This is a genomic window from Pelovirga terrestris (assembly GCF_014773365.1).
In the GTDB taxonomy this organism is placed as follows: Bacteria; Desulfobacterota; Desulfuromonadia; order Desulfuromonadales; family Geopsychrobacteraceae; genus Pelovirga; species Pelovirga terrestris.
The window spans coordinates 43,067-66,071 of record NZ_JACWUN010000017.1; the positions used below are offsets into that span (position 1 = coordinate 43,067).

The window sequence follows — 23,005 nt, forward strand, 5'->3', positions numbered from 1 at the left end:
TCCTCCTAAAGCTGCCAATTCGGCTTGCCGGGTGAGCTTAATATGACCTGACCTGCGGCAACAGAAATAGATACCGTGCGACTGTAGTTGCCGCCGAGATCTTCGGCGATGGCTCCCATGCCGTAAGACCAGAGGATCTTCTTGATGGACAGCGCATTGCGTTTGCCGATCTGGAAGGTGTCATTGGTATCCATGACGTTGGCGCCACCGCAGAGCTTGACGATGATCCCCTTGCCACGCTTGTCGCAACCCAACTCCGCCATTTGCGCGAGCAGCGCCGGAATCGCGGTGTCGGCAAAGTAGCCGGGTTTTTCTGCGGCCTTTGCCTTGTTGATGGTGGAGTCCGGCAGAGCAATATGGGCCATGCCGACGCAACGTGTTTTCGGATCAAGAAAAATCACCGAGACGCAGGAACCCAGCGCAAAGGTTTTGATGGTGTCTTCCGGGATATTTGATGCGCCGAAGTCGCCGACGCCCAGTATGATTTGCCCCATCTTATTTTTTCTCCACCAGCAGCTTCAACAGGGAAGGTGCAATGTGATCGAGGGGCACCAGGCTTTGTGCTCCTCCTTTTTCATAGGCCACTCTGGGCATACCGAAAACAACAGATGAAGCCTCATCCTGTGCAATACAGCGGGCACCTGCCTGCTGCATTGCCAGCATCCCTTCAGCGCCGTCTGACCCCATGCCGGTGAGCATGGCACCGATGGCATTGGCGCCGACATGTTTGGCCACTGAGTGCATCATGACATTGACTGAGGGGCAGTGCCCGCTGACTTTTTCCGGCCCCCCCAAGCGTACCACGTAAAAACCGCCGCTACGAACCACCTCAAATTGCACCCCGCCGGGCGCAATCAGCACCAGACCGGTACGGACGCGATCACCTTGCTCGGCTTCTTTAACCTGCATGGCGCAGAGCTGATTAAGGCGATCGGCAAACATTTTGGTAAAGCCGCTCGGCATGTGCTGAACAATAACCGTACCCGGGGTTGTCGCTGGAAAGCCCTCCAACACCCGTCGAATCGCCTCGGTTCCTCCGGTTGAGGCCCCGATCGCAATGACCTTGTCGGTGGATTCCGCCAGGGCCGTGGATTTGCCGACCGTCCCGCCGGCTAAAGGGTCGACACGCTTACCTTTCCAGTGAGAAACATTCGCCCCGCTGGCAATCTTGACCTTGGTGCGCAGCTCCATCAGCATGGAATTGAGCCCAGCCGTGACGTTGCTGGTCGGTTTGGCAACAAAATCAACCGCACCGGCGTCCAGCGCCTCCATGGTGATCTGTTTGCCACGCTGGGTCAGGGAGCTCACCATCACCACGGGGATCGGATATTGCGGCATCAGTTTGCGCAAAAACGCAACCCCATCCATGCGCGGCATTTCAACATCGAGGGTCAGGACATCAGGTTCAAGCTCAAGGATGCGATCACGGGCGATATAAGGATCAGAAGCAGTCCCTACCACCTCAATGGCCGGATCGAGGGCAAGACCCTGGCTGAGAATATTGCGGACCAGGGCAGAATCATCAACAATCAGCACCCGAACTTTGCGTTTCATTTACAGGGTCCCCTTCTGGTAGAGCGCCGGTTTCAGATAGTTGTAAAGGGTCTGACTACGCCCCAGGGTTTCTGAATGGCCGATGAAAAGATAGCCGCCCGGCTCGGTACACTGATGGTAGCGTCGGACCAGGGCTTCCCGGGTTGGCTGGTCAAAATAGATCATGACATTGCGGCAAAAGATCATGTGGAAGGGTTTTTTGAAAGGAAAACAGGTGTTCATCAGGTTAAAGCGCCTGAAGGTCGCTTCTTTCTTGATTTTATCGATTACCGCCATATTATCCGCCCCGGCCGGAGTAAAGTACTTGCGCTGCAGATTCTCAGGCAGTTGCTTGACCCGCTCGGTTGCATATACGCCACGCCGAGCAATGGTCAATGCCCGATCGGAGATGTCTGTAGCCAGGATGCCTGCATCCCATTTGCTGTAGTCGGTGCCCAGATGCTCCATCATCAACATCAGCAGGGTGTAGGGTTCTTCGCCACTGGAACAGCCGGCACACCAGATCCGTAACTCCTTACAATTCTGCTGCCTGAGTTTATTAATCGTGGCGGGCAACGCGGTTTCGGCAAAATAGTCGAAGTGGTCTTTTTCCCGGTTGAAGTAGGTGTGGTTGGTGGAGATCAGATCGACCAGTTCACCCAGCGACCGTTCCGTTTTATCGCCGACCAGATAGTCAAAATACGCCGAAAAGGTCGACAGCCCGAGGTTGCGCATCAGCTTTTGCAGGCGACCGACGAGCAGGGAACGTTTCTGGTCGGTCAGGTTGATGCCGAAGCGTTCGTGGATCAAATTGCGTAACTGGGCGAACTCCCGGTCGGAGATCGACATGGTGTTGGTATACGGTGGTGCCTGTCGGCTGTTGTTGTCCATGAGGGTTATCCGCTGGCCGGTTATTCTTCGTCGCCGTCACTCTGAATCAGACGTTGCATCTCGTTACTGAATAACAGCTTATGAACATCAAGTAGAATGATGACGCGGTTGTTCATCTTCCCCATCCCCTGGATGTAGCTGTTGTCACTGTTTTTGCTGGTGCGTGGCGCCGGTTCCACGTGGCTTTCAGGAATGTCGGCAACCTCACTGACCTCGTCTACTACCAGGCCGACCTCGGTGGAATCCACATTGATAACAATAATGCAGGTGCGGTCATCGTAGTCACGTGCCGGCAGTTTGAAGCGGGCGCGAACATCCATGACTGGAATGACCTTGCCACGCAGGTTAATCACCCCACGGATAAAGGCGGGCATATCGGGAACTTCGGTAATTGACTGGATGCCGATAATTTCAATGACATAACAGATGTCAATACCATAGTTTTCACCAGCTAAGTGAAAGGTGAGGTATTTGTCCTTTTGAGTATCTTCGTTATCCGGGCCATTCAGGGAGAGATCTTCTGCCATTTATTCGTCTCCTTTGCTGATTGCTGCGGCATCAGCCAGTTCTTTTTTGCTGTCAAATGATTCAACCAGGGTGCCGACATCAAGAATCAGGCTGACGCCTCCATCGCCGAGAATGGTACAGCCGGAAACACCGGGGACAGTACCGATAAAATCAGACAATCCCTTGATAACGGTCTGCTGCTGGCCGAGAATTTCGTCAACAAACAGACAGAAACGACTGTCCTGGTATTCAAGAACGATCAGAATGCCATTACAGAGTTGTTCTGAGTCAGGTCTTTTATTAAGAATCTGATGCAGGCGGACAACCGGAAAAAAGTGTTCTCTGACCCGCGCCAATTCATCACCGTCAGGAGTGACGGTGATTTGTTCCATCTCAGGGCGATAGGCTTCCAGGATCGACAAGGTGGGAACGATACAGGTCGTGGTTCCGACCCGTACCATCATGCCGTCAATGATCGCCAGGGTCAGGGGAATGCGCAGATTGATGCGGGTGCCCTGACCGAGCTTGCTGGTGATGTCGATCTTGCCCTTGATCTTTTCAAGGTTTCTTTTCACCACATCCATGCCGACTCCACGGCCGGAGATATCAGTGACCTGGGCGGCGGTGGAGAAGCCTGGGGCAAAAATCAGATTGTTGATCTGTTTCTCCGTCAGGTCCGAGCCATCTCCTTCAATCAGTCCCTTGCTGATGGCTTTTTCGAGGATTTTTTCGCGGTTTAAGCCGCGGCCGTCATCTTCGATGGTGACCCAGACTTCCCCTTCTTCGTGGCGTGCCGAGAGCTTGACCGTTCCTTTTTCCGATTTGCCGTTGGCCATCCGTTCAGCGGGAGGTTCAAGGCCGTGATCGAGGGAGTTGCGTAACAGGTGAACGAGGGGATCGGTGATGGTCTCGATGACGGTTTTATCAATTTCTGTTTCTTCGCCGATCAGTTGCAGATCGACCTTTTTACCAGCTTTCACCGAGATATCATGAACCAGCCGGATCATGCGCCGGAACAGGCCGGAAACCGGGATCATGCGGATCGACATGGCCATTTCCTGCAGTTCGCGCACCAGTTTCGACATATGCTGGGCTGCCTTACCGAAGTTCTCCAGCTCCAGCCCTTTGAGGTCGGGGTTATGGATCAGCATGTTTTCAGCAATCACCATCTCGCCGATCAGGTTGATCAGGTTGTCGAGTTTACCCAGCTCAACGCGGATATCCTGCCTTTTGGCCGGAACCTTGGAGCGGGTCACCGGTTTGGCCTTGGCTTTGGCCTCATCGCTGGATTCCTGCTGGCGTTTAAGAGCGTTGGCAATCTGCTCCGGGGTGGCGCTTCCCTGTTGCATGAGAATTTCACCGACCGGTTTTTTCTGGATCTCCACGGCCGAAGAGATTGCCAGTTTATCAACCCCTTCTTCGGCCAGGAGATCACCAAGCAGGGGGGTCATGAGGTTTTTCAGGGCCTCAAGGTGGGAATCAAGATCCTCGATAAAATCTTCTTTGCCTTCGGCAATGTTGTTCAGCCCCTGCTGCAGTAGATCGAGACTTACCAGGAGTTGTTCGGTCGGGTTGTCCACCGCAAGTCTGGAGCCGGACTTGACCCGATCCAGGACGTTTTCCATCTGATGGCTGAGTTTTTCCAGGTGGGCAAAGCCAAAAAAGCCGCAGTTGCCCTTGAAGCTATGGATATGACGAAAAATATCTCCAATGGAATCAGCATCTTCAGGATGCTCTCCCCAGGCGAGCAGGCCCTGTTCCGCATGTTGCAGCAACTCACCACTTTCCTGCACAAAACTGTTGCGCATCTCTTCAGTGATTTCCATCTCCGGGAAAACCGGTTCCGGCTCACTGGCAACAGGTGTCGTCGGATGATCTTCCTGGGGATCAGCTGCGCTGGTGGCAGGACCATCGATGGCTAGATGGAGTTGCGCAGAAATTGAATCGGCAGCAGCACTCATCGTATCGTCGCTGAAACTGGCGTCAACAGCATCGAGGGCATCTTTAGCGAAATCACAAGCAGCACAAAAGAGCGTGACATGCTCGGGAAGCAGTTCGATTTCGTTGTTGCGGACCAGATCAAGCAGGCTTTCGGCGGCATGAGCGACCCGGGTCAGATGGGTGAATTCGAGAAAACCGGCACTGCCTTTCATCGAATGAAAGAGGCGAAAGATAGCGTTCATGGTTTCAGGATCGCTGTTCTGCCCCAATTCAATGATTGCAGGTTCAAGCTGTTCGATCATGTCACGGCTTTCGGTGACAAACTCCTGAATGATTTCGATCTGATCGTCGTCGAGCTGCATACCCATGGCGGACCCTCACCAAAAAAAGAAAACTGCAAAGTTAGCTAAGCAACGGCTAATAATAGCGAACAGGTGCTTGAAAGAAAAGGTATTAATGGCGTCTGGCTATTAATTACAGGATTTTTCCTGCGCCGATCCAGCTGGATCGGCACAAGTTTGCTGAATATCACATGTTAACCTGCTTTTTCCGGGAGTTGATGTCTGCTGCCGGAGATCTCTCTTGAGCTTGAATGAGGATCTTTGAGAACAAATCGACTCAGTTGATGTTTAAGCTGCGCGGCCTGACCAGCAAGTTCGGCACTGGTGGCGGCACTCTCTTCAGCGGTTGCGGTGTTTTGTTGAATCACTTGATCAATCTGTTGCAGACCGGTATTGATTTGCCCAACCCCTTGCGCCTGTTCCTGACTGGCGACCGAAATTTCGTTGATCAGGTCGGATGTCTTGCCGATGGAGTTAACGATCTCAGCTAGGGCTTTGGCGGTTCTTTCTGCGATTTGGGAACCGTTGGCGGTCTTTGCTACTGAACCCTCAATCAGTTCTGCCGTTTCTGCGGCCGCCTTAGCACTGCGCGCTGCCAGGTTGCGTACCTCTTCGGCCACCACCGCAAAGCCTTTACCATGTTGACCGGCGCGGGCGGCTTCAACGGCGGCATTTAAGGCGAGAAGGTTGGTCTGGAAAGCGATCTCATCGATAACCTTGATGATTTTGCTGATATTGTGGCCGGCTTCATTGATGTCCTTCATCGCGTCAATCATTTCCGTCATGCGCTCACTGCCAACATTGGCTGCAGCTCGGGCAGAGTTGGCCAACTCACTTGCTTGACGGGCATTTTCGGCGCTGATATTGGTCTGGCTGCCGATCTGGTTCATCGAACTGCTGATTTCTTCTACCGAGGCTGCCGAGGTCGATGCCCCGTCGGATAAATGCTGTGCCGATTCACTCAGCTCGGCGCTGCCGCTGTCGATTTCCTGCCCCGCTGCCTGGATCTCAGCGATGACCTGGTTAAGATCTTCTCCCAGGCTTTTTAAGGCATTGCGTAGACTGTCATGATGATCATGGGGGGTCACCTCAAAGGTCAGATCACCCTTGGACAGCTGTTGCAATGGCGTTACGACTTCCTGTTGCAGGCTGTCGGCCAGCGCATCGAGGGTTCTTCCTGTCTCGCCCAGTTCATCATTCTGGGTCAGGTTAAGGCGCTCATCCAGGTGACCGTGACCGATGTCGGTCAACACCTGGCGTACCCGCGTCAGGGGAGTAACAACAAGTTTTCTGAGCATCAACAGCAGGGCCAGCCAGATGATGATCAGGCAGCTCAACCCCAGGACAACGCTGCTGATCAGGCTGCTACGATTGCCGGCGGCGGCCATCAGTTGGAGATGTTCCCTTTCCTGATTGAGCTTGTCGAGACTGAAATTGACATAAAGAACCCCGGACAGGGTTCCTTCCTGGTCGTCAGGATGACAACCCATACAGCGGGGCTCAAACATGTGACCATTGGCCATGAAATAACTTTCCGCACTTTCCTGCTTTAGGCTGTAGTTCTGGTCGGTGCGGGTAATATTGATGGTTGGCTGACGGGTGCCTATTTTGTCCCGCTGGCTTGAGTGGGTGGAAACCCCTTGCGCGTTGGTCAGCCCAACTTCGATGACCCCGGGTACGTCACCAAGTCCCATAATAAGCTCATCAAAAACATCCATTTCGCCACGCTCGAGGGATCCCTTGGTGCCCACCTCCAGGCTGGTGAAGACACCATGTGCCTGCTCGATAATCGTCTCTTGTAGGGCCCCGAGGGCTTCGTCTTCTTGCTGCTTTAGAATTTTACGCGTTTGCAGTGCTGATAAACTAAAGCTGATGCCCAGAATAATGAGCAGAATAAGGACAAGGGCGCCCCCTACTTTGGTCTGAATGCTGTTCAACTTCATGGTGTCGTCCTTTGCATGGAGTGGCTATGAATTTGCATTAGTTGACGTTCATTTGCAATCTATCATTGAGACAGGATAAGTACAACAAAAAAAAGAAAGACAAGGAAGTTTGTCAATAATGGTGAGGTTTGGCAATCATGCCGTCAGGTAATAGAGGGGCTGTGACAACAAAGGTGTTTTGTCATGCTTAGATGAGTGGAGCAGGCTTTTTTTTGCGCCGCCGGCGTTTGCGACGAACGGGAGCTTCCACCGGTTTGCCGCAGGTGGAGATTGCGCTGTTCCATTCCTGCAACAGCGGGAGCAGATCGGGTCGTACTTGCGTCCAGAGGGTGAAGAGTTCCATGGCCGTGGCAGTTGCAGGGTGGCGCAGAAATTTCTGTTCGCCGCGCTGGCCGCGGCCGCGAACCAACCGGAAACAACCGATGAGCAGGTCGCGGGCCTGCAGGCGGATGCCTGCTGCGATACTGAAATAGCGGCAGTGAGGGGTGAGGATCTCATTGGCGGATTGTAGAGCGGTGGTCATAGGGGTGCTGCGGCCTGGTGGACAACTATCCATAAACAAGCGCAGGTAAAGGGCGGCAAGGGCAAAGCTTTCATCGATGATAATGCCGCTGTGAGTGCGGGCATCGACCTGTGCCAGCATGGAAATGCCCTCATCGGTGCCGGGATAGCCGGCGAGCAGATGTGGGAGCATTCCCAGTTCGCGGCATTGGTGCAGCACCGGGGCGGCAATGCCGTAACGGAACAGCGCCATGATCTCTTCACGAATGCGGGCTGGTGCCGCCGTTGCCAAGAGCTCCCGATGTTGCTCGATGGCCGGGAAGATGTCGTCGCAGAGCTTGAAATCAAGGCGCGCAGCAAACTCGATGGCGCGCAACATGCGCACCGGATCTTCGACAAAACGCACCAGCGGATCACCGATGACACGGATCAGCCGTTGTTGAAGGTCGGCAAGACCGTCAACATGGTCGATGACGCTGAAGTCAGCGATGTTGTAAAACAGGGCGTTAATGGTGAAGTCGCGCCGAAAAGCATCTTCGCCCGGGGTACCGAAAAGATTCTGGACGAAATGCAGGTGATCGCTGGGATCGTCGGGCAGTTCCTCCGGGGAGACTTCACGGCGAAAGGTGGCGACTTCGATGACTTTGTTACCGGCAAAGCGGATATGGGCAAGGCGAAAGCGGCGGCCGACCAGAAAGCAGTTGCGGAACAGGCGTTTAATCTGGTTGGGTGTGGCGTCGGTGCCGATGTCGAAATCCTTCGGTGTGCGTCCGAGCAGTAAATCACGCACACTGCCTCCCACCAGGTAGCTTTTGAAACCGTTACGGTGCAGTCGGTAAAGAACCTTCAGGCAGTCTTCATCGACTTGTCGGCGTGAGATCGGGTGCTGGTCGCGTGCGAGAATAATGGGCAGGTCAGAAGCCATGGAGGTCCAATGTCAGGAGCTTGATTGCGTTTATTCGGTAGACTATAGCAATTCAACAGGTTAAAAAAAACTGTTTTGATTGGGAAAATGGCAGGGTTTTTATTATTCTGCTGCAAACATCCAGCAAGACGGTGAAACATGGTGAATAATTCTATGGATGCACTGGTCATTTTGGGAGCGACTGCCGGCGGCAAAACTGCTCTGGCAATCGCAGCAGCACGGCATTTTGACGGCGAGATCATCTCTGCAGATTCCCGTCAGGTTTATCGTGGCATGGACCTGGGTAGCGGTAAGGACCTGGCGGAATATGCCGAGATTCCCTACCACCTGATTGATATCGCTGAGGCCGGCAGTGAGTATAATCTGTTTCAATTTCAGCGCGATTGCTACGCAGCTATCAAAGCGATCCATCAGCGTCGGCGGCTACCGCTGATTTGCGGCGGAACCGGGCTCTATCTGGATGCGGTGCTGAAAGGGTATCATCTGGTCGAGGTCCCGCTAAATCAGCAGCTGCGTGAGCAGGTTTCAACCTTAAGTGATGAGCAGTTACGCCGGAAGCTGCTGGAAATCAAGCCGCAGCAACACAATCGTACCGACCTGGTTGAGCGCGAGCGGCTGCTGCGGGCCTACGAAATCGCTCTGGGCGAAGCCCGCGCTGAACCGATTGATCCCTTTGTCTGGCAACCACTGGTGTTTGGTTTGAAATGGCCACGGGAGATGCTGCGCCGCCGGATCCGCGAACGTTTGAACCAGCGTCTGGAGCAGGGGATGATTGCGGAGGTGGAGAATCTTCAGGCCGCCGGGGTGTCCTGGGAACAGTTGGAGTTTTATGGGCTCGAATATCGCTATATTGCCCATTACCTCCAGGGTAAGCTGCGCCGTAACGAGATGGTTCAGCAGCTGGCCAATGCCATTGGTCAGTTTGCCAAGCGTCAGGAAACCTTTTTCCGGCGGATGGAAAAACACGGGACCCGGATTAACTGGCTTAATGCGCAGAACGATCCTTTTGCCCAACTGTGTCGCATGGTAGAACAGTACCGGATTAGCCTGTAGATGCAAGGTCGGCTGAAAAAATATCTGCATAGCCGGGCGGTGCTGACTCCCTGGCAGCTGGCAGGCCACCGTGCGTCGGAGGTTGATGCGGCCATTGTTATCCCCGCCTTGGCGGAAGCGGAGACTCTGCCGGCAACCTTGCAGTCGCTTGGGTCCAACGATCCTGAACTGCTGCAACGTACCCTGGTGATCGTTGTCGTCAATCATCGCAGCGATGCATCATCGGCACTGCGACGCAACAATGCAACCACCTTGTCCTGGCTGGCATCCCGGTCCCGTCCACGGTTGCAGCTGGCCTGGATTGATGCTGCAGCCCCCGGACTGGAACTGCCGACCGGTCAGGGGGTGGGGCTGGCGCGCAAAATCGGGTTTGATGCGGCATTGCACCGGCTTAACTGGAACAACGCGCCCTTCCTGATCTCCCTCGACGCTGACACCCTGGTGGATCAGTCTTATCTCACCGCCCTGTTCCGTCATTTTGCCACAGTACAACAAGACGGCACGGTGCTCCCCTTTCGCCATCAGGCGGGGGCTGATGGTGGTGAAGAAGAGGCGATCCGCGCCTATGAACTCTATCTGCGCAGCTACCAGTTCGGCTTACAGCAGGCCGGATCCCCCTATGCCTATCACAGCATCGGTAGCGCTTTTGCCTGTCGGGCGCCGGGGTATATTGCGGCCGGTGGAATGAACCGGCGGCTGGCCGGGGAGGATTTCTATTTTCTCCAGCAACTCAACAAGGTTGGTGGGGTTGTGCCGTTACAAGGAACGGTGGTGCATCCCGCGCCCCGTTGTTCAGTTCGTGTACCTTTTGGTACCGGGCGCATTGTCGCCCAGCATCAGTTGGGGGAGAAACCAGCGTACCGTTTTATTGATACACAAGCATTTGCCATATTGAGGGAGTGGTTGCTGGTGGTAGCAGCGCAGCCCGATGGCTCGGTTGATGATCTGCTGAGACGGGCACAGCTGATTTCCCCAGAGCTGGCGGCTTTTCTGAAAGACCGCAATTTTGCCACTATCTGGGCCCTGTTGCAGCGCAATCACGCCGGTAGCGAACAACGTTTGCGTGCCTTTCATCATTGGTTTGACGCGCTGCGTACCCGTCAGCTCCTGACGCGCCTGGGACAGGGTGGCGGCGATCCCATCCCTTTGGTTAGCGAATTGCTGCGCTGGGGCGGATATCCCGGTTGTTCTGATGCCATGACGCAGCTCAGATTGCTCGAAGGGTTGCAAGGGGTCGCCGGGCAATCATCTTCATCAGCTGTTTTACCTGGCATCGGCAAGGTTTTACTTGGCTAGATCAGGGGATTGATGGCAGAATGACTCTTTTTATCTATATGTTTGCTTCCTCAAACTTGTAACCTAAGCACAGGTTGATTCTATGACGCTGCTGTATCGTACCCTTTTGTTTTTACTGTTGTTGCCGACTGTTGCCCTGGCCCAGCTGCCGGGTCAGTTGTTAGAGGACCTGGCCCCGGTCGATGGGGTTGTGTTGATGGCCATGGGTGACTCCTGGCTGGTGGATCTGGATGCCAATCAGAACCTGCGGCCCGGCGACATCCTTGCGGTTATGACCGCCGGCGAAACCATCATCCATCCGCAGACCCGTGATATTGTCGGCCGCATTGATCATGTAGCGGGTTTTCTGGAAGTAACGCGGGTTTTATCCGGCTATTCCTATGCTGAGCTGTTGACCGAAGGATTAAGCCTGCAGGCAGGAGATCAGGTGCGCCGCTTCGAGCAGGTCCCTGCCTATATGGATGATTCTGTTCCTGCGTCGCTGACCCAGGAGCTCAAACGTAACCTTAATCATTTTAAGTGGTTTGACCAGCCGCTCGAAACAGCTGAAACGGGCCTGATTTTTCGTCTGCAGGATGAACGTTTGAGCGTCAGTGGACGGGGTGGGGTGTTTGTCGGCAGTTATCGTTACAGCGAGGGGCAGGTGTTGGCCCCGTTGACCCCGACCATTCGTCAGACTGAGCCGGTCGCTCCGGTTGATCCCGAGCGCAGTGCCCTTAATCGCGGTGTTGATTCGCTGCTTGGTACCGTCGGCCTGACGCGTGGCGATACCCGTTTGGAGGCGCCGGGGGTTGCTCGTCATCAGCAGTCCGATGGTATCTGGATCAGCCCGCCCTTAGGTGAGAATCCAGTGGGACTGGCGAGCGGTGATCTGACCGGTGACGGACGCACGGAGGTGGCTGTAGCCCTTGAGAATGAACTGCGGATCATGCGCATGGAGGATGGCCGGTTTGTCGCCGCCGGGGTTGTCAATTTCCCTGCCGGGACGCGCTTGCTTGCTATTGATGCTCATGATCTGGATGGCAATGGCCGGGCCGAGCTTTATCTCACTGCGGTTATTGATAGCGATCTGCGCAGCCAGGTTGTTGAGTACCGTAATGGTCGTTTTGAGCGGGTTATTACCATGGTCAACTGGTTCATGCGGGTGGTTGATCTGCCGGGCGAAGGCCCGGTTCTCCTTGGCCAGCGTCTGAGTCGCAGTGATGAGCCCTTTGCCCCACCGGTATTTCGCATTGCGCGCAATCGTGATCGACTGGTGCGCGGGGAGGCTCTCGATCTGCCGGCACGGATCAATCTGTTCAGCATGTTGCCGGTGACCGCCGCCTCAGGCGAAACTATCTATGTCTCTTTATCGGCTGATGATCGACTGCAGTTGGTTAACGGCAGCAATGACCGCCTGTGGCGATCCAGCGACTATTTTGGCGGATCGGATACCAGCTTCTATCATCGTCCGGGATCTGAAGCGACCAATCGGGTACCGGTGGCTATCCAGCAGCGTCTGGGGCGCCTGGCCGCAGGAGACCTTCTGACCGTTCAGAATCAGGGCTCTCGATTGCTGAAAGGGTTACGTACCTTTACCGATGCACAACTGGTGGCTTTTGAATGGGACGCTAGCAGCCGGCAGTTGCTTGAACGCTGGCGTACTCCGGCACAAAAAGGTTATATCGCTGATTTTATCGTCGCTGATCTGGATGATAACGGAGAACTTGAGCTGTTGATAGCCATGCGTTTTCAGGAGAAAAATATCCTGCAGCGCGGTCACTCTGCCTTGATGGTGTTCACGTTGCAGCAATGATACTTTTTTACAACGACCGGACTGCTCTGCAGTGATCGGTCCGGCCGTTTCTTTTTGTCTTTTTGTCAGGATTCCCGCCACGTTCCATGAATATTCTCTCTCTTAATCAGGTCAGTCTGGCGTTCGGTGGCCCTAAGCTGCTTGATGCTGTCAACTTGCAGATCGAAGCCGGTGATCGTATCTGTCTGCTCGGACGTAACGGTGCCGGCAAATCATCACTGATGCGCCTGCTCAACGGTGACATTTCGCTTGACGCTGGTGAAATCCAGCGCCGCCAGGGAGTGCACACTGCTTACGTGCCGCAGGACTTCCCTGCCCATTGGCCGGGGACGGTGCGTGACTATCTGCAGCAAAGTGGCCAGGCCCACGGGCTCGATGACCTCACCCTGCAGGTGCGGATCGACCAGCTCGCCGGGCGGTTGGAACTGCTGCTGGATGAGCCACCGACCGATCTTTCCGGTGGTCAGCAGCGCCGCACCCTGCTGGCGGCGGCATTGATTCTTGAACCTGATCTGATTTTGCTCGATGAACCGACCAATCATCTGGATATCGAAGCGATCATCAAGCTCGAGGAACTGCTGTTAAGATTGGGCAAGACCCTGGTGTTCGTCAGTCACGATCGCGCTTTTGCGCGCCGTCTGGCGACGCGGATCGTTGAGCTCGATCGCGGCCACTTGCATGATTATCGCTGTGATTACGGCACCTTTTTGGAGCGTCGACAGGATGTTCTGCATGCCGAAGAAAAAGCCTGGGAGCGTTTTGATCAAAAGTTGGCCGAAGAGGAGGTATGGATCCGCAAAGGGATCAAGGCCCGCCGTACCCGTAACATGGGGCGGGTGCGCGATCTGCTGAAACTACGCGAAGAACGACGCCAGCGTCGTGATCGCATCGGCAAGGTGCGCCTGAATATCGATGAGGCACAGCGCAGCGGGCGCATGGTGGTTGAGACCGCAGGATTATCTTTTGCCTATCCTGACAACCCGCCGCTGATTGACAACCTCGATTTGCGGATCATGCGCGGTGATCGTATCGGCCTGCTCGGTCCCAATGGTTGTGGCAAGACCACCCTGCTCAAGCTGCTGACCGGTGAGTTGCAGCCGACTGCCGGCACCCTGCGCCTGGGAACCAATCTGGAAATCGCCTATTTTGATCAATTGCGTGAGCAGCTTGATGGTGATCGCAGCGTCAAGCAGAACCTTGCTGACGATCATGATCAGGTCATCATCAATGGCCAGCCCCGTCATATCTATGGTTACCTGCAGGATTTTCTCTTCACCCCGGAACGGGCGCGAACGCCGGTTCGGGTCCTGTCCGGTGGGGAAAAAAATCGTCTGTTGCTGGCCAAACTCTTTACCCGCCCGGCGAATCTGCTCATTCTTGATGAGCCGACCAATGATCTTGACATGGAAACCCTGGAACTATTGGAGGAATTGCTCCTTGATTACCAGGGCACCGTGTTGCTGGTCAGTCACGACCGCAGCTTTATCAATAATCTGGTGACCAGTTCCCTGGTGTTTACCGGTAACGGCAGGGTGGAAGAGGTTATCGGTGGCTATGACGATTGGCTTGCGCAGAAGCCGGCGCCACGGGCTGACACCGAACCAAAACCAAAAACACCAGTACCCGCGCGTAAAGAGCGGCCGCGCAAACTGACCTTTAAGGAAAAAAGGGAGCTGGCAGAATTGCCCTTGACCATTGAGACCCTCGAAGCCGAGCAGGCCGAGTTGCACGCCACGATGGCTGATCCGGGCCTTTACCAGCAGGGCAACAGCGAAAAAATCACTGCAGCGCAACATCGACTGGAAACAGTGGAAAAGGAGTTGGAGGCAACCTACGGACGCTGGCAGGAACTGGAGCAGATTCCGGAGTAACCCTTTAACGCAGACGGACAGTGGTTTTGCGCTAATTGGGACAGGCTCTAACTATTCTTCCTGGGGATATCCTGATAGCACAGCCAGCTGGTCGGGTGTGAGTAGGCCTTTATAGGTTCTCCCACCAATGATCCAGGTGGGATAGGCTTGAATATTGTTGATTCTGCATTCTGCTGCCGGCGGTGATCTACGGCCACCTGGCGTGCATTCGACGTATGGGAGCAGTTTTGCGGACGACTCGAACAGAAACTTCTGTTCCTTGCATGCCGGTCACCAGAAAGTACCATAAAAAATGGCATCCCCTTGAGCAAGATGAGTGGCCAATCCTTTCAGGTAGGGATCCTCGGGCCCGGCAGCAGGATGAAATACTCCACTATAGTGCAGATGCATCCCCCCGATAATGATCAGTGCCACAATCGCTGTTTGAACGGACCAGGACTTAAACTTGAAATTCTTCATCCTCTCGGGCCGCTGAGTCATGATGACTCCGAAAGTGGCCACCATTATTGCCAGAGAAACAAGGCAGTAGGGGCACAGGGCATTGATGACAAAATGCGATACCAACGTGAGATAGATACTGTAGCCCACCCCTATTAATGCAACGATCCAGGCTGACTTCCAGTGCTGCTCAGGATTGCGAATCTTAAAACCAATAAAGGTGAGAGCAGCATAAGTCATGAATCCCCAGAATGCCGTTGGCATGCCGAGGAAGGTTCCCCACCGACTTTGCTGAACGATGTCGCATGCACTCCCTTCAGCGCAGTGCAGGGGAGTATTGCCAAACCATACGGTCAGGGTCAGATACAGGGTCAGGGCCATCCCGATTCCGGCAAGCACAGTTACGGGCCAGTTGGGATGCTTCCTTTGTTTTAACCCTGGTGGTTGTTTCTTTTTCCCCTGTTTCACGGGCCTTTCCGGGGATGCTGTTTCTTGTGGCAAGGGCGCCTTTTCGGTCGAGGTCTTCTTCCTATTTTTTATTTTACTCAATGGTTTAATCCTCCAGACGATGATTCACTCAACCAATCCCCTCTTTTAAGATGTTTGTCGTTTTTATTCTTTCGGATATTGGGCGATCAATTCCGACTGAATCAGTTCGGAGAGTTGGCGGTAGCCAAAAACTTGCAACGGCTTGCCGTTGACAAAGTAGCCGGGCGTTTTTTGTACATCAAGGGCTCTCACGTCGGCCATATCCTGGGCAATGATTTTGGCAATAGCGGGGTCATGCATATCTTTTTTGATTTGCTCGATATCAACTCCCGCCCTGGGGAGGATCTCCCATAATCTTTCTGGCTGGTAATTGTGGTGGTTAGCCCAGATATTCTGGGTCGCAAACATCAGATTCAAGGTTTCCCAGTACTTCCCTTGCATTGCTGCTGCTTCAAGAATTTTGACGAAATCGTCAGCACCATCATGGAACGGGGCGTAACGAAGCACCAATTTTATTTTACCGGGATTGGCATCCATGATTTGTTTGATAAAGGGAGCAAACGCAGCGCAGGTTTCGCAGGCCGGGTCCATAAACTCAACCAGGTAAACTTTCGCGTCATCACTGCCAAATGTTCGCGAATGATCTCTGATAAAAAGCTCAGCGTTTTCTGCCGCCAAAAAACCATACTTTTGTGCTTGTTGCTCTTGATAATAATTATTACCAACCACAAAAGCCAAGACCAACACCAGACAGGTTATTCCAACGAGAGCGTATTTCATTTTGAGGTTCTCCTCTTCAGGATGATTAACAGAAAGACAAGGGTTGAAAATGCGAAAAATGACAACATGGGGATGGATATAAAACCGAACAGTTCAAAATATTGTTCCGTGCAGGAAACACCCTGTGAACAGGGTTGAATGTTTTCCGGAATAATTCCGGCGTAGAGCAACGTATGGTAAAGAGCCGTCAACCCACCGGCGATAGTCAGTGGCAGGGAATATTTGATGACGCTTTTATCAAACGTCGGGAACAGGCCCGCAGCGAAAATAACGATTAACGGAAACAGGAAAATCCGCTGATACCAGCAGAGGACACATGGCTGATATTCTAAAACGGAACTGAAAAAGATGCTGATTGTTGCCGAGACGCTGACCAGGAGCCAGCATAAGAACAGCAACGTCCAATTTGTATTCGTTTCTTTGTCAGATTGCGCCATAAACAATTGCTCCACAAAATGATGAAAAATAAGGTCGACAGTGCCGTGCTTGTGACGGTGGACCACCCTTTAGCCTAGTACCGGAACCCATCGGTAAAAAAACATGGTGATCGGTAACAGCAGATTGAACATTAGCATGATACCAACGGCAATGAGCATCACACCGGTACCGATTTCAATTTTGCGCATATGGTATCGAAGCCTTCTGGCCGTGCTCAGGAATCGATGAAACAGCAGTCCCGAGAGCAGAAAAGGAAGCCCCAGACCTAGGGAATAGAACGTCAATAACATGGTCCCCTCAGCAACGTGCCCTGATGTTGCCGCGACCATCAAGATTGAGGCCAAAATGGGTCCAATGCAGGGTGTCCAGCCAGCGGCGAAGGCGACTCCAACAACCAACGTGCCAAAATAGCCGGCAGGTTTTTTGGTCAGTTGAATTCTTTTATATTTCAACAGGGCGTGGAAGGAAAATAATCCGGTCATGTGGACGCCAAACAGCAGGATCAGCAAACCGCCGATCTTGGCGACCCAGTTCATCCCCTCGCGCAATAATGCCTGGATTTGACCGGAGGCGATGCCGGCAATTGCGCCAAGCAGGATAAAAACAAGGGAAAATCCGAGGATAAAACAAAGAATATGGAGGATAACCGTCAGGCGAACTTTGACATCAGGATGCTCTTCATCAAGTTGTTCAAAGGATAGACCAGTTATGTAGGTCAGATACGAAGGGATCAGCGGTAGAACGCAAGGAGAAACAAAGGACAAAACCCCAGCGGCAAACGCTATCCAATAAGTGATATCGGCAGCTTCTTGTAACAATTGATTATCCTCTGGTCAAATGTCTGAAATATTCAACCGTTTTTTGACTGGACCAATCGAGTGGGCCAATAATCTTCTGGTCGACAATGCCGTTTTTATTGATGATGAAAGATTCGGGTAATTTATAGACACCATATTGTTGTTTGACGGTCCCCTGGTCGTCGTAGAGCACAGTGATATCGAGCGGATTTCTCTTGAGAAAGTCAGGAACAATCGAAGGGCCGTTCTCTTCTGTGTTGATGGCCAGCATGACAAAATCCTCTTCCGCCATCATCTTATTGAGCCGCTCCATCGAGGGCTTTTCCTGTTTACAGGATGGACACCAGGTTGCCCAGAAATTCACCATAACAACCTTGCCCCGCAACTCAGACAGCGTGACGGTATTTCCTTTGGTATCCAAAAGCTGAAAATCAGGTGCAATATCTCCAACAACCACGGGTGTTGGGAGGTTGAAATAGATGTAGACACCGAAGCCCAATACCACGATGAGAACTACCAACACCAAATAACGCATATCGAACCTTTCTGTGCGCAGGGCATGAGACCTTGCGATATAAAAAATAACATCTCTCTGACAGATGACACCCCAAGCAGGACTTGGGTGAACATCAGCAACATAACTTCAATGCTTATTTAGCCCAGGAGTCAATGCAAATCAGTCGTGCACGAATGGTATGTCGACGACGCTAACTCCAATAATGATCTTTTGTTGCAGGTGGTTTTTGGGGGTGTAGACAAGCTTAACGCAGAAGAACAACTGTACGTAGCACTTGTAACGTTTGATGTTCGGGTAAGTGACCAGGGGGGGTGCGTCTTGCTAAGTGTGTTCCCCCTAAGTTCAACCCAGGAGCGTGGGAGAGATACGTCGTGTCAAGGGACGCTGCTGAATTTTTGATGAGCAGGGTGGACAGTTTTGAGGTAGGAAGAGCTGAAGTAAATACCAGGGAATCAAGGCAATCGTCACCAAGTGAAAAGGATAAATTCGCTGACTGCGGAATTTTTGAACCCTGTTGAGGCAGTTCGGAATCCGCAGAACAATTGACCAAACATTTGCCGATGGGATTTACTTTCAGATGGGAGGAATCTTCATCCGTATGACACCAGAAGGCAGCATTGGCAGTACCGAAGCTGAGGAACAGATAGATCAGCACCATCCATTGCAGGATCCATTTTTTCTGTAGAGCGCTCGTCAGCATGACTATTACCTGAAAAGAAGAAAATTCCAAAGAAGCGACAGAAGACTTATATCCGTCATTAGAGATAAACACGATGGGGAAACTCCCTTTTCTTCTCTGCGTGTTTGCACACCTTGCTTGCGACATGAATCTCATGCCACTACCCAATACCGGTGGCTTGAAATGACAAAATCAGAAAAAAGAGAAAGCCAGCTGCGGGGAGGTTCCGCAACTGGCTTTTTTTAACCACACAAGGAGGAGGATAATGTCGAGGAACTTGGCTCGCCTGCCACAACAAGCTTCGTTCTTTTAAGGCCCACTATATTGATAGTAGTTATCAATTGCAAGCAATAAGTGACCAGAATGGTAATTTAATTGTCACGCCTCTTTTTCAGGCCTCTTTTGAATCCCCTGCTCTGTTAGGATTCCCGGCCCGGTGCGGAACAGATACAAAACATTGAGTAAAGACCATCAGTTCCTTGTCGTGGATGTCGCGACTTAGGCTGGGTGTTGACCAGGGTACCATAGACATCAAATGCCGGTGTGGTCATGGACTCCCACCGGTTATTATCCTGCCGTCTTGCCGTCCTGTCCGTGCCGATCTGAATCGCAGTCGCACGTGTCTACGGTTGATCTTCAAGGGTATCGATTTTGATTTCAGCAGCCCCTGACACATCAGGGGCTGGAGCGGGTTATTTCTGCCAGGCGAATTTCCTGAAAGCCTCGTCGCTCGGGGTGCCGGCAAGGTGATTGACGTAGTTGCTCATCACCTTTTGCGACAGGCCAAGGATAATTTCTAGTAACTGACGCTGGCCGTAACCGGCGGCGTAGAATTTCTCAACCTCCGCTTCGCTCAGCTCACCGCGTTTGCGCACCAGCGCCAGGGTCGTTTCCTGTAGCACCTGAAGCTTCTCGGTCGGCAGCGGCTGCTGGTTGCGCAGCGCCTCGGTCAGCGCCGGGTCGACCTTCATCATGTGGGCGATGGCGGTGTGGGCCGGGACGCAATAGGTGCAATTGTGTTCGACGTTGATGCTCTGCCAGACCACGGTCTTTTCTTCGTCATTGAACGAGGAATCGAGGAACAGCTGGTGCAGCTTCTGGTAGCCTTCGAGGAGACCGGGAGCCTCGGCCATCACGCCAAAGAGGTTGGGAATCATGCCGTTCTGTTTCTTGTAGTTGGCGAGACGTTGGCTGCTCGCTTCCGGCGCGCTATCGATGTCGTGAATGTTGAATTTGTTTTTCATCTTTCTGCTCCTTCAGTTTATGACTGTTCTTGAGGTTATTGATCTCTCGTTGCGAGACGTTAACACCGGGCCTTCTAAATTGTTTCTTGAACGTACGTTCAACTTATCCTCTCCGACATGCTGTTGTCAATATTATTTGAACGATCGTTCAAGTTTGTGTATAGTGGATCTGCACGGTTTATTTTTAAGGACGAGGAATCGCCATGGCAAAAGCGCAATTTGACCGCAATCAGGTGGTCGACAGGTCGATCAAGCTGTTCTGGCAGAACGGCTTCAGCGCCTCGTCGATGCAGCAGGTGGTGAAGAACACCGGTCTCCAGCCCGGCTCGATCTATCTTGCCTTCGGCAGCAAGGAGGGTCTCTTTCGCGAGGCGCTTGAGGAGTATGCCCGCAAGAGCAAGGAATATATACGTAAGAGACTCGATTCGGCACCATCGATCGGAGAAGGGATTTGTGCGATCCTCGATGAAATGGTCGAGGATTCGTTGCGCAGAAACTACTGCAGCTGTTTTCTGATCAAGACTCAACTCGAACTGGCGGCGCAGAGAAATGAGTTTTACGATTTTGCCGCAGCTCAGTTGGCAGGGATTGAAGAGCTTTATCGCAGCTATCTGGCCCGAGAGTTCGACGCCGACCTGAGCCGAAAACGCGCCTCAAGCCTGATGCTGCATATTTTTGGTGTTAAGGTTTACAGCTATCAGCGCGATTCCACCGCGCGGATGCGCGAGGGTCTGCGCGAGGGTCTGCCCTGGCTCCCCTGGCCACAGCAACAGCCAGGTAGCGCATGACGACATCCGACGAAAAATCGGATCGCAGAATCCATGCACGGTGGTTCTCGTCGAACTCTAACTCTGGTACCATCACTAAGCAACTGACTGAACAATAAGACAGGCGGGAGGAACATCATGGGGCCGGAACATTTTGGCTGGGGCGGCTGGTGGATTTTTCCAACCATGATGCCTCTTTTAATGATCGTTGTTGTCGTCGCCATACTGTATTTTATATTAGGACGTGGTGGCCCCGGACCGCCCTGGTGGCATGACTCCGGGCGGTCTTCGGGACCCGCCAGAGATGCTGAAACGGCCATCGAGGTGCTCAAAAAACGTTACGCAAAAGGTGAGATAACCCGGGAAGAATTTGAACAGATAAAAAATGACCTGCAGAGCTGACATGGCCTGATCAGGAATAGCGGTTTATAGCGTCATCATATCTTGATGGCGACAACGTTCAACCAGCATTCCCAAAAGGAGAAAAAAATATGCAAAGAAAAAAAAGGATGTGGCTGTTGATACTCGTCTCGATTTTTCTAATCACCGCTTGTTCACACAATGAAGTGATAGCCGAATCACTGGTGGGAACGCAAGCGCCCGCATTTCAACTGGATGATGCCCGCGGCGGACAGGTCTCGTTAAGTGATTACACGCAACAGAAAGTGCCGGTTCTGCTCTTTTTCCACATGGCGGTTGGCTGACCGCCGTGCATGAAGCAAATCGTGGATTTGCAAAACAGCTCAAGATTCCAGGCCCTGAACGTGCAGGTTATCAGTATTGCCCGCGACTCCGTCGCCGAAATGGCCCCGGAAATTCCCCGCTTGGGCATTACCTCTGTCCCGGTTCTCTCCGACCCGGATCTGAGTGTGTCAGCACAATATGATGTGCTGAAATGGGCCATCGGTAACGGCGAACCAAGCCATACCTTTGTTTTGGTCGATGGTAACGGAAAAATTGTCTGGATCAAAGATTATGGTGCGCCTGACAACCCGGACCGCACCATGTATGTCGAAGTCCCGGAACTTGTGCGCTATGTTCGTCAACATCTAAATTGAATAGAAATTGACAGGAGTTACGCTCTCTGTTGGGTATTCCGGGCAAACTGGACCGTCATTGAGCTGAATAGTTACTTTCCAGCAACTCTTAATGTCTGTGTTGTCCTTGTGTCTGCGCCAGGCGAAAGGCAATTCGATGATGGGGCCCGGAGTTTCCATCTGGTAGAGCAGTCGCAGGCAACGGTGTATTGCTGAACTCAGCCACTGGGTAGCCCACTGGTTCAGGCTTCTAACTGGATAAAAGGCTGGTCGGATGACCTGCTTTAGATATTGGTATTGATAGAACAGGGGCAAGATGAAGAATGACGCGAGCATAAAGCTTGATGCCTGGACAGGGCCGGGGCTTGTGGCGCTAATCGCGCTAGCGTTCCTGTGGGCATGGTGGGCTGATGCTGGAGCCTGGCTGGCGCCGGAGAGTCTGTCTATCTGGATCGAAGAGAGGGGATTGTTTGGCCCCCTGTTGTTGATGCTGGTTATGGTTCTGGCAGTGATTGTCGGGCCAATTCCAACGATACCAATAACCATGACCGCAGGTTTGGTCTGGGGCGTCTGGATGGGCACCCTGTATGCGGCAGCCGGGGCATTGGTCGGTGCATTATTGGCTTTTTGGATTGCCCGCAAAGCCGGCCGAGAACTGATTGCCCGTATGGTTGGAGGTCATGTTATTTACTGTCGTGATTGCAGTGATGCCATGTTGTTTGGTGTTGTGCTGGGTGCGCGACTCATCCCCATCGTTTCTTTTGCGTTCGTCAGTTATGGCGCCGGATTGACTGCGATGTCGGCACGGGCTTTTGCTGTCGCTACATTGATAGGGATGGTGCCGATGACCATTGTTTATACCGGTTTTGGTGCCGTTATCACGACAGGTCCCTTCCCGCTGATGATCGCCGGTTTGCTGTGCGTTATATTGATGTTGCTGCTCCCACGGGTCATTGAGCGCTATAATCCCTTCGGCCTTCGCAGGTTTTTTCCTCACCTGCGTCAACAGGCACAGTCTGACAACAACCAAAAGCCCGGCATCCGGCAAAAGATGTGACTATCACCACCATAAAAACACCAATTCCATTTTACGATCTAGTGTCCCGTGCGGTTAGTTCTTTTGCTTAAATTGAAGTTGTGCTATAGTTTCAAACATGGCACGCACTCATGAAAAATACGAATTAACAGCGCAAGACCGACAAGCTCTCGAAGCCTTGCTTCG

21 protein-coding genes and 1 pseudogene are annotated in these 23,005 nt (G+C 52.8%); 8 read left to right on the forward strand and 14 right to left on the reverse strand.

What is annotated here, in order from left to right; all coding sequences use genetic code 11:
• Positions 1–5: 5 nt before the first annotated feature.
• The 7 genes and pseudogenes from ICT70_RS13060 to ICT70_RS15310 form a co-directional block, all read right to left on the reverse strand.
• A complete protein-coding gene (locus ICT70_RS13060) occupies positions 6–494 on the reverse strand; it encodes a chemotaxis protein CheD (RefSeq protein WP_191157351.1) in 489 nt (162 codons plus the stop codon).
• A gap of 1 nt (position 495) precedes the next feature.
• Positions 496–1,554, reverse strand: a complete 1,059-nt coding sequence (locus tag ICT70_RS13065) for a protein-glutamate methylesterase/protein-glutamine glutaminase (RefSeq protein WP_191157353.1) — start codon at positions 1,552–1,554, stop codon at positions 496–498.
• On the reverse strand, positions 1,555–2,424 hold the full coding sequence (locus ICT70_RS13070; protein WP_191157355.1) for a CheR family methyltransferase: 870 nt from the start codon (positions 2,422–2,424) through the stop codon (positions 1,555–1,557). It abuts the gene before it with no gap.
• A gap of 20 nt (positions 2,425–2,444) precedes the next feature.
• Complete coding sequence (locus tag ICT70_RS13075) at positions 2,445–2,951, reverse strand: chemotaxis protein CheW (RefSeq protein WP_191157357.1); 507 nt, start codon at positions 2,949–2,951, stop codon at positions 2,445–2,447.
• Entirely contained in the window at positions 2,952–5,240 is a 2,289-nt protein-coding gene (locus tag ICT70_RS13080) for a chemotaxis protein CheA (protein WP_191157359.1), read from the reverse strand.
• 167 nt (positions 5,241–5,407) lie between these two features.
• Positions 5,408–7,156 (reverse strand): methyl-accepting chemotaxis protein, encoded by a 1,749-nt coding sequence (locus ICT70_RS13085; RefSeq protein ID WP_191157361.1) that lies wholly within the window; start codon positions 7,154–7,156, stop codon positions 5,408–5,410.
• 736 nt (positions 7,157–7,892) lie between these two features.
• Positions 7,893–8,582, reverse strand: a pseudogene (locus ICT70_RS15310) (poly(A) polymerase); the annotation flags it as partial.
• 153 nt (positions 8,583–8,735) lie between these two features.
• Between ICT70_RS15310 and miaA the strand changes: the two are divergent.
• From miaA to ICT70_RS13110, 4 genes are all read left to right on the forward strand, one after another.
• Positions 8,736–9,635: a tRNA (adenosine(37)-N6)-dimethylallyltransferase MiaA gene (miaA, locus tag ICT70_RS13095; RefSeq protein WP_224747047.1), complete on the forward strand. Its 900-nt coding sequence runs from the start codon at positions 8,736–8,738 to the stop codon at positions 9,633–9,635.
• Positions 9,636–10,931 carry a glycosyltransferase family 2 protein gene (locus ICT70_RS13100; RefSeq protein ID WP_191157368.1) on the forward strand — a complete coding sequence of 432 codons (1,296 nt, stop codon included), beginning with the start codon at positions 9,636–9,638 and terminating at the stop codon, positions 10,929–10,931. It begins immediately after the preceding gene.
• An 82-nt stretch (positions 10,932–11,013) separates the two neighbouring features.
• Complete coding sequence (locus tag ICT70_RS13105; protein WP_191157370.1) at positions 11,014–12,726, forward strand: FG-GAP-like repeat-containing protein; 1,713 nt, start codon at positions 11,014–11,016, stop codon at positions 12,724–12,726.
• 86 nt (positions 12,727–12,812) lie between these two features.
• Entirely contained in the window at positions 12,813–14,597 is a 1,785-nt protein-coding gene (locus ICT70_RS13110; RefSeq protein WP_191157372.1) for an ATP-binding cassette domain-containing protein, read from the forward strand.
• A 270-nt stretch (positions 14,598–14,867) separates the two neighbouring features.
• Here the strand turns inward: ICT70_RS13110 and ICT70_RS13115 are convergent, their stop codons facing one another.
• From ICT70_RS13115 to ICT70_RS13145, 7 genes are all read right to left on the reverse strand, one after another.
• On the reverse strand, positions 14,868–15,584 hold the full coding sequence (locus ICT70_RS13115; RefSeq protein ID WP_191157374.1) for a vitamin K epoxide reductase family protein: 717 nt from the start codon (positions 15,582–15,584) through the stop codon (positions 14,868–14,870).
• Between the two features lie 63 nt (positions 15,585–15,647).
• The gene (locus tag ICT70_RS13120) at positions 15,648–16,304 is read right to left on the reverse strand and encodes a DsbA family protein (RefSeq protein ID WP_191157376.1); all 657 of its coding nucleotides are present in this window, start codon (positions 16,302–16,304) and stop codon (positions 15,648–15,650) included.
• Positions 16,301–16,741, reverse strand: coding sequence for a disulfide bond formation protein B (locus ICT70_RS13125; protein ID WP_191157378.1), 441 nt, complete (start codon positions 16,739–16,741; stop codon positions 16,301–16,303). Before ICT70_RS13125 ends, ICT70_RS13120 begins: the two co-directional genes overlap by 4 nt.
• Before the next feature lie 69 nt (positions 16,742–16,810).
• Entirely contained in the window at positions 16,811–17,560 is a 750-nt protein-coding gene (locus tag ICT70_RS13130) for a cytochrome c biogenesis CcdA family protein (protein WP_191157380.1), read from the reverse strand.
• A gap of 4 nt (positions 17,561–17,564) precedes the next feature.
• The gene (locus ICT70_RS13135) at positions 17,565–18,074 is read right to left on the reverse strand and encodes a TlpA disulfide reductase family protein (RefSeq protein WP_191157382.1); all 510 of its coding nucleotides are present in this window, start codon (positions 18,072–18,074) and stop codon (positions 17,565–17,567) included.
• A gap of 226 nt (positions 18,075–18,300) precedes the next feature.
• On the reverse strand, positions 18,301–18,828 hold the full coding sequence (locus tag ICT70_RS13140) for a hypothetical protein (RefSeq protein ID WP_191157384.1): 528 nt from the start codon (positions 18,826–18,828) through the stop codon (positions 18,301–18,303).
• 599 nt (positions 18,829–19,427) lie between these two features.
• Positions 19,428–19,979: a carboxymuconolactone decarboxylase family protein gene (locus ICT70_RS13145; protein ID WP_191157385.1), complete on the reverse strand. Its 552-nt coding sequence runs from the start codon at positions 19,977–19,979 to the stop codon at positions 19,428–19,430.
• 203 nt (positions 19,980–20,182) lie between these two features.
• On the opposite strand from ICT70_RS13145, the gene ICT70_RS13150 reads away from it, so the two are divergent.
• From ICT70_RS13150 to ICT70_RS13170, 4 genes are all read left to right on the forward strand, one after another.
• Positions 20,183–20,767 carry a TetR/AcrR family transcriptional regulator gene (locus ICT70_RS13150; protein WP_191157386.1) on the forward strand — a complete coding sequence of 195 codons (585 nt, stop codon included), beginning with the start codon at positions 20,183–20,185 and terminating at the stop codon, positions 20,765–20,767.
• A gap of 117 nt (positions 20,768–20,884) precedes the next feature.
• Positions 20,885–21,148, forward strand: coding sequence for an SHOCT domain-containing protein (locus tag ICT70_RS13155; RefSeq protein ID WP_224747048.1), 264 nt, complete (start codon positions 20,885–20,887; stop codon positions 21,146–21,148).
• Between the two features lie 107 nt (positions 21,149–21,255).
• Entirely contained in the window at positions 21,256–21,804 is a 549-nt protein-coding gene (locus ICT70_RS14980; protein WP_224747054.1) for a peroxiredoxin family protein, read from the forward strand.
• 295 nt (positions 21,805–22,099) lie between these two features.
• Positions 22,100–22,840, forward strand: a complete 741-nt coding sequence (locus tag ICT70_RS13170) for a TVP38/TMEM64 family protein (protein ID WP_191157389.1) — start codon at positions 22,100–22,102, stop codon at positions 22,838–22,840.
• Positions 22,841–23,005 lie beyond the last annotated feature (165 nt).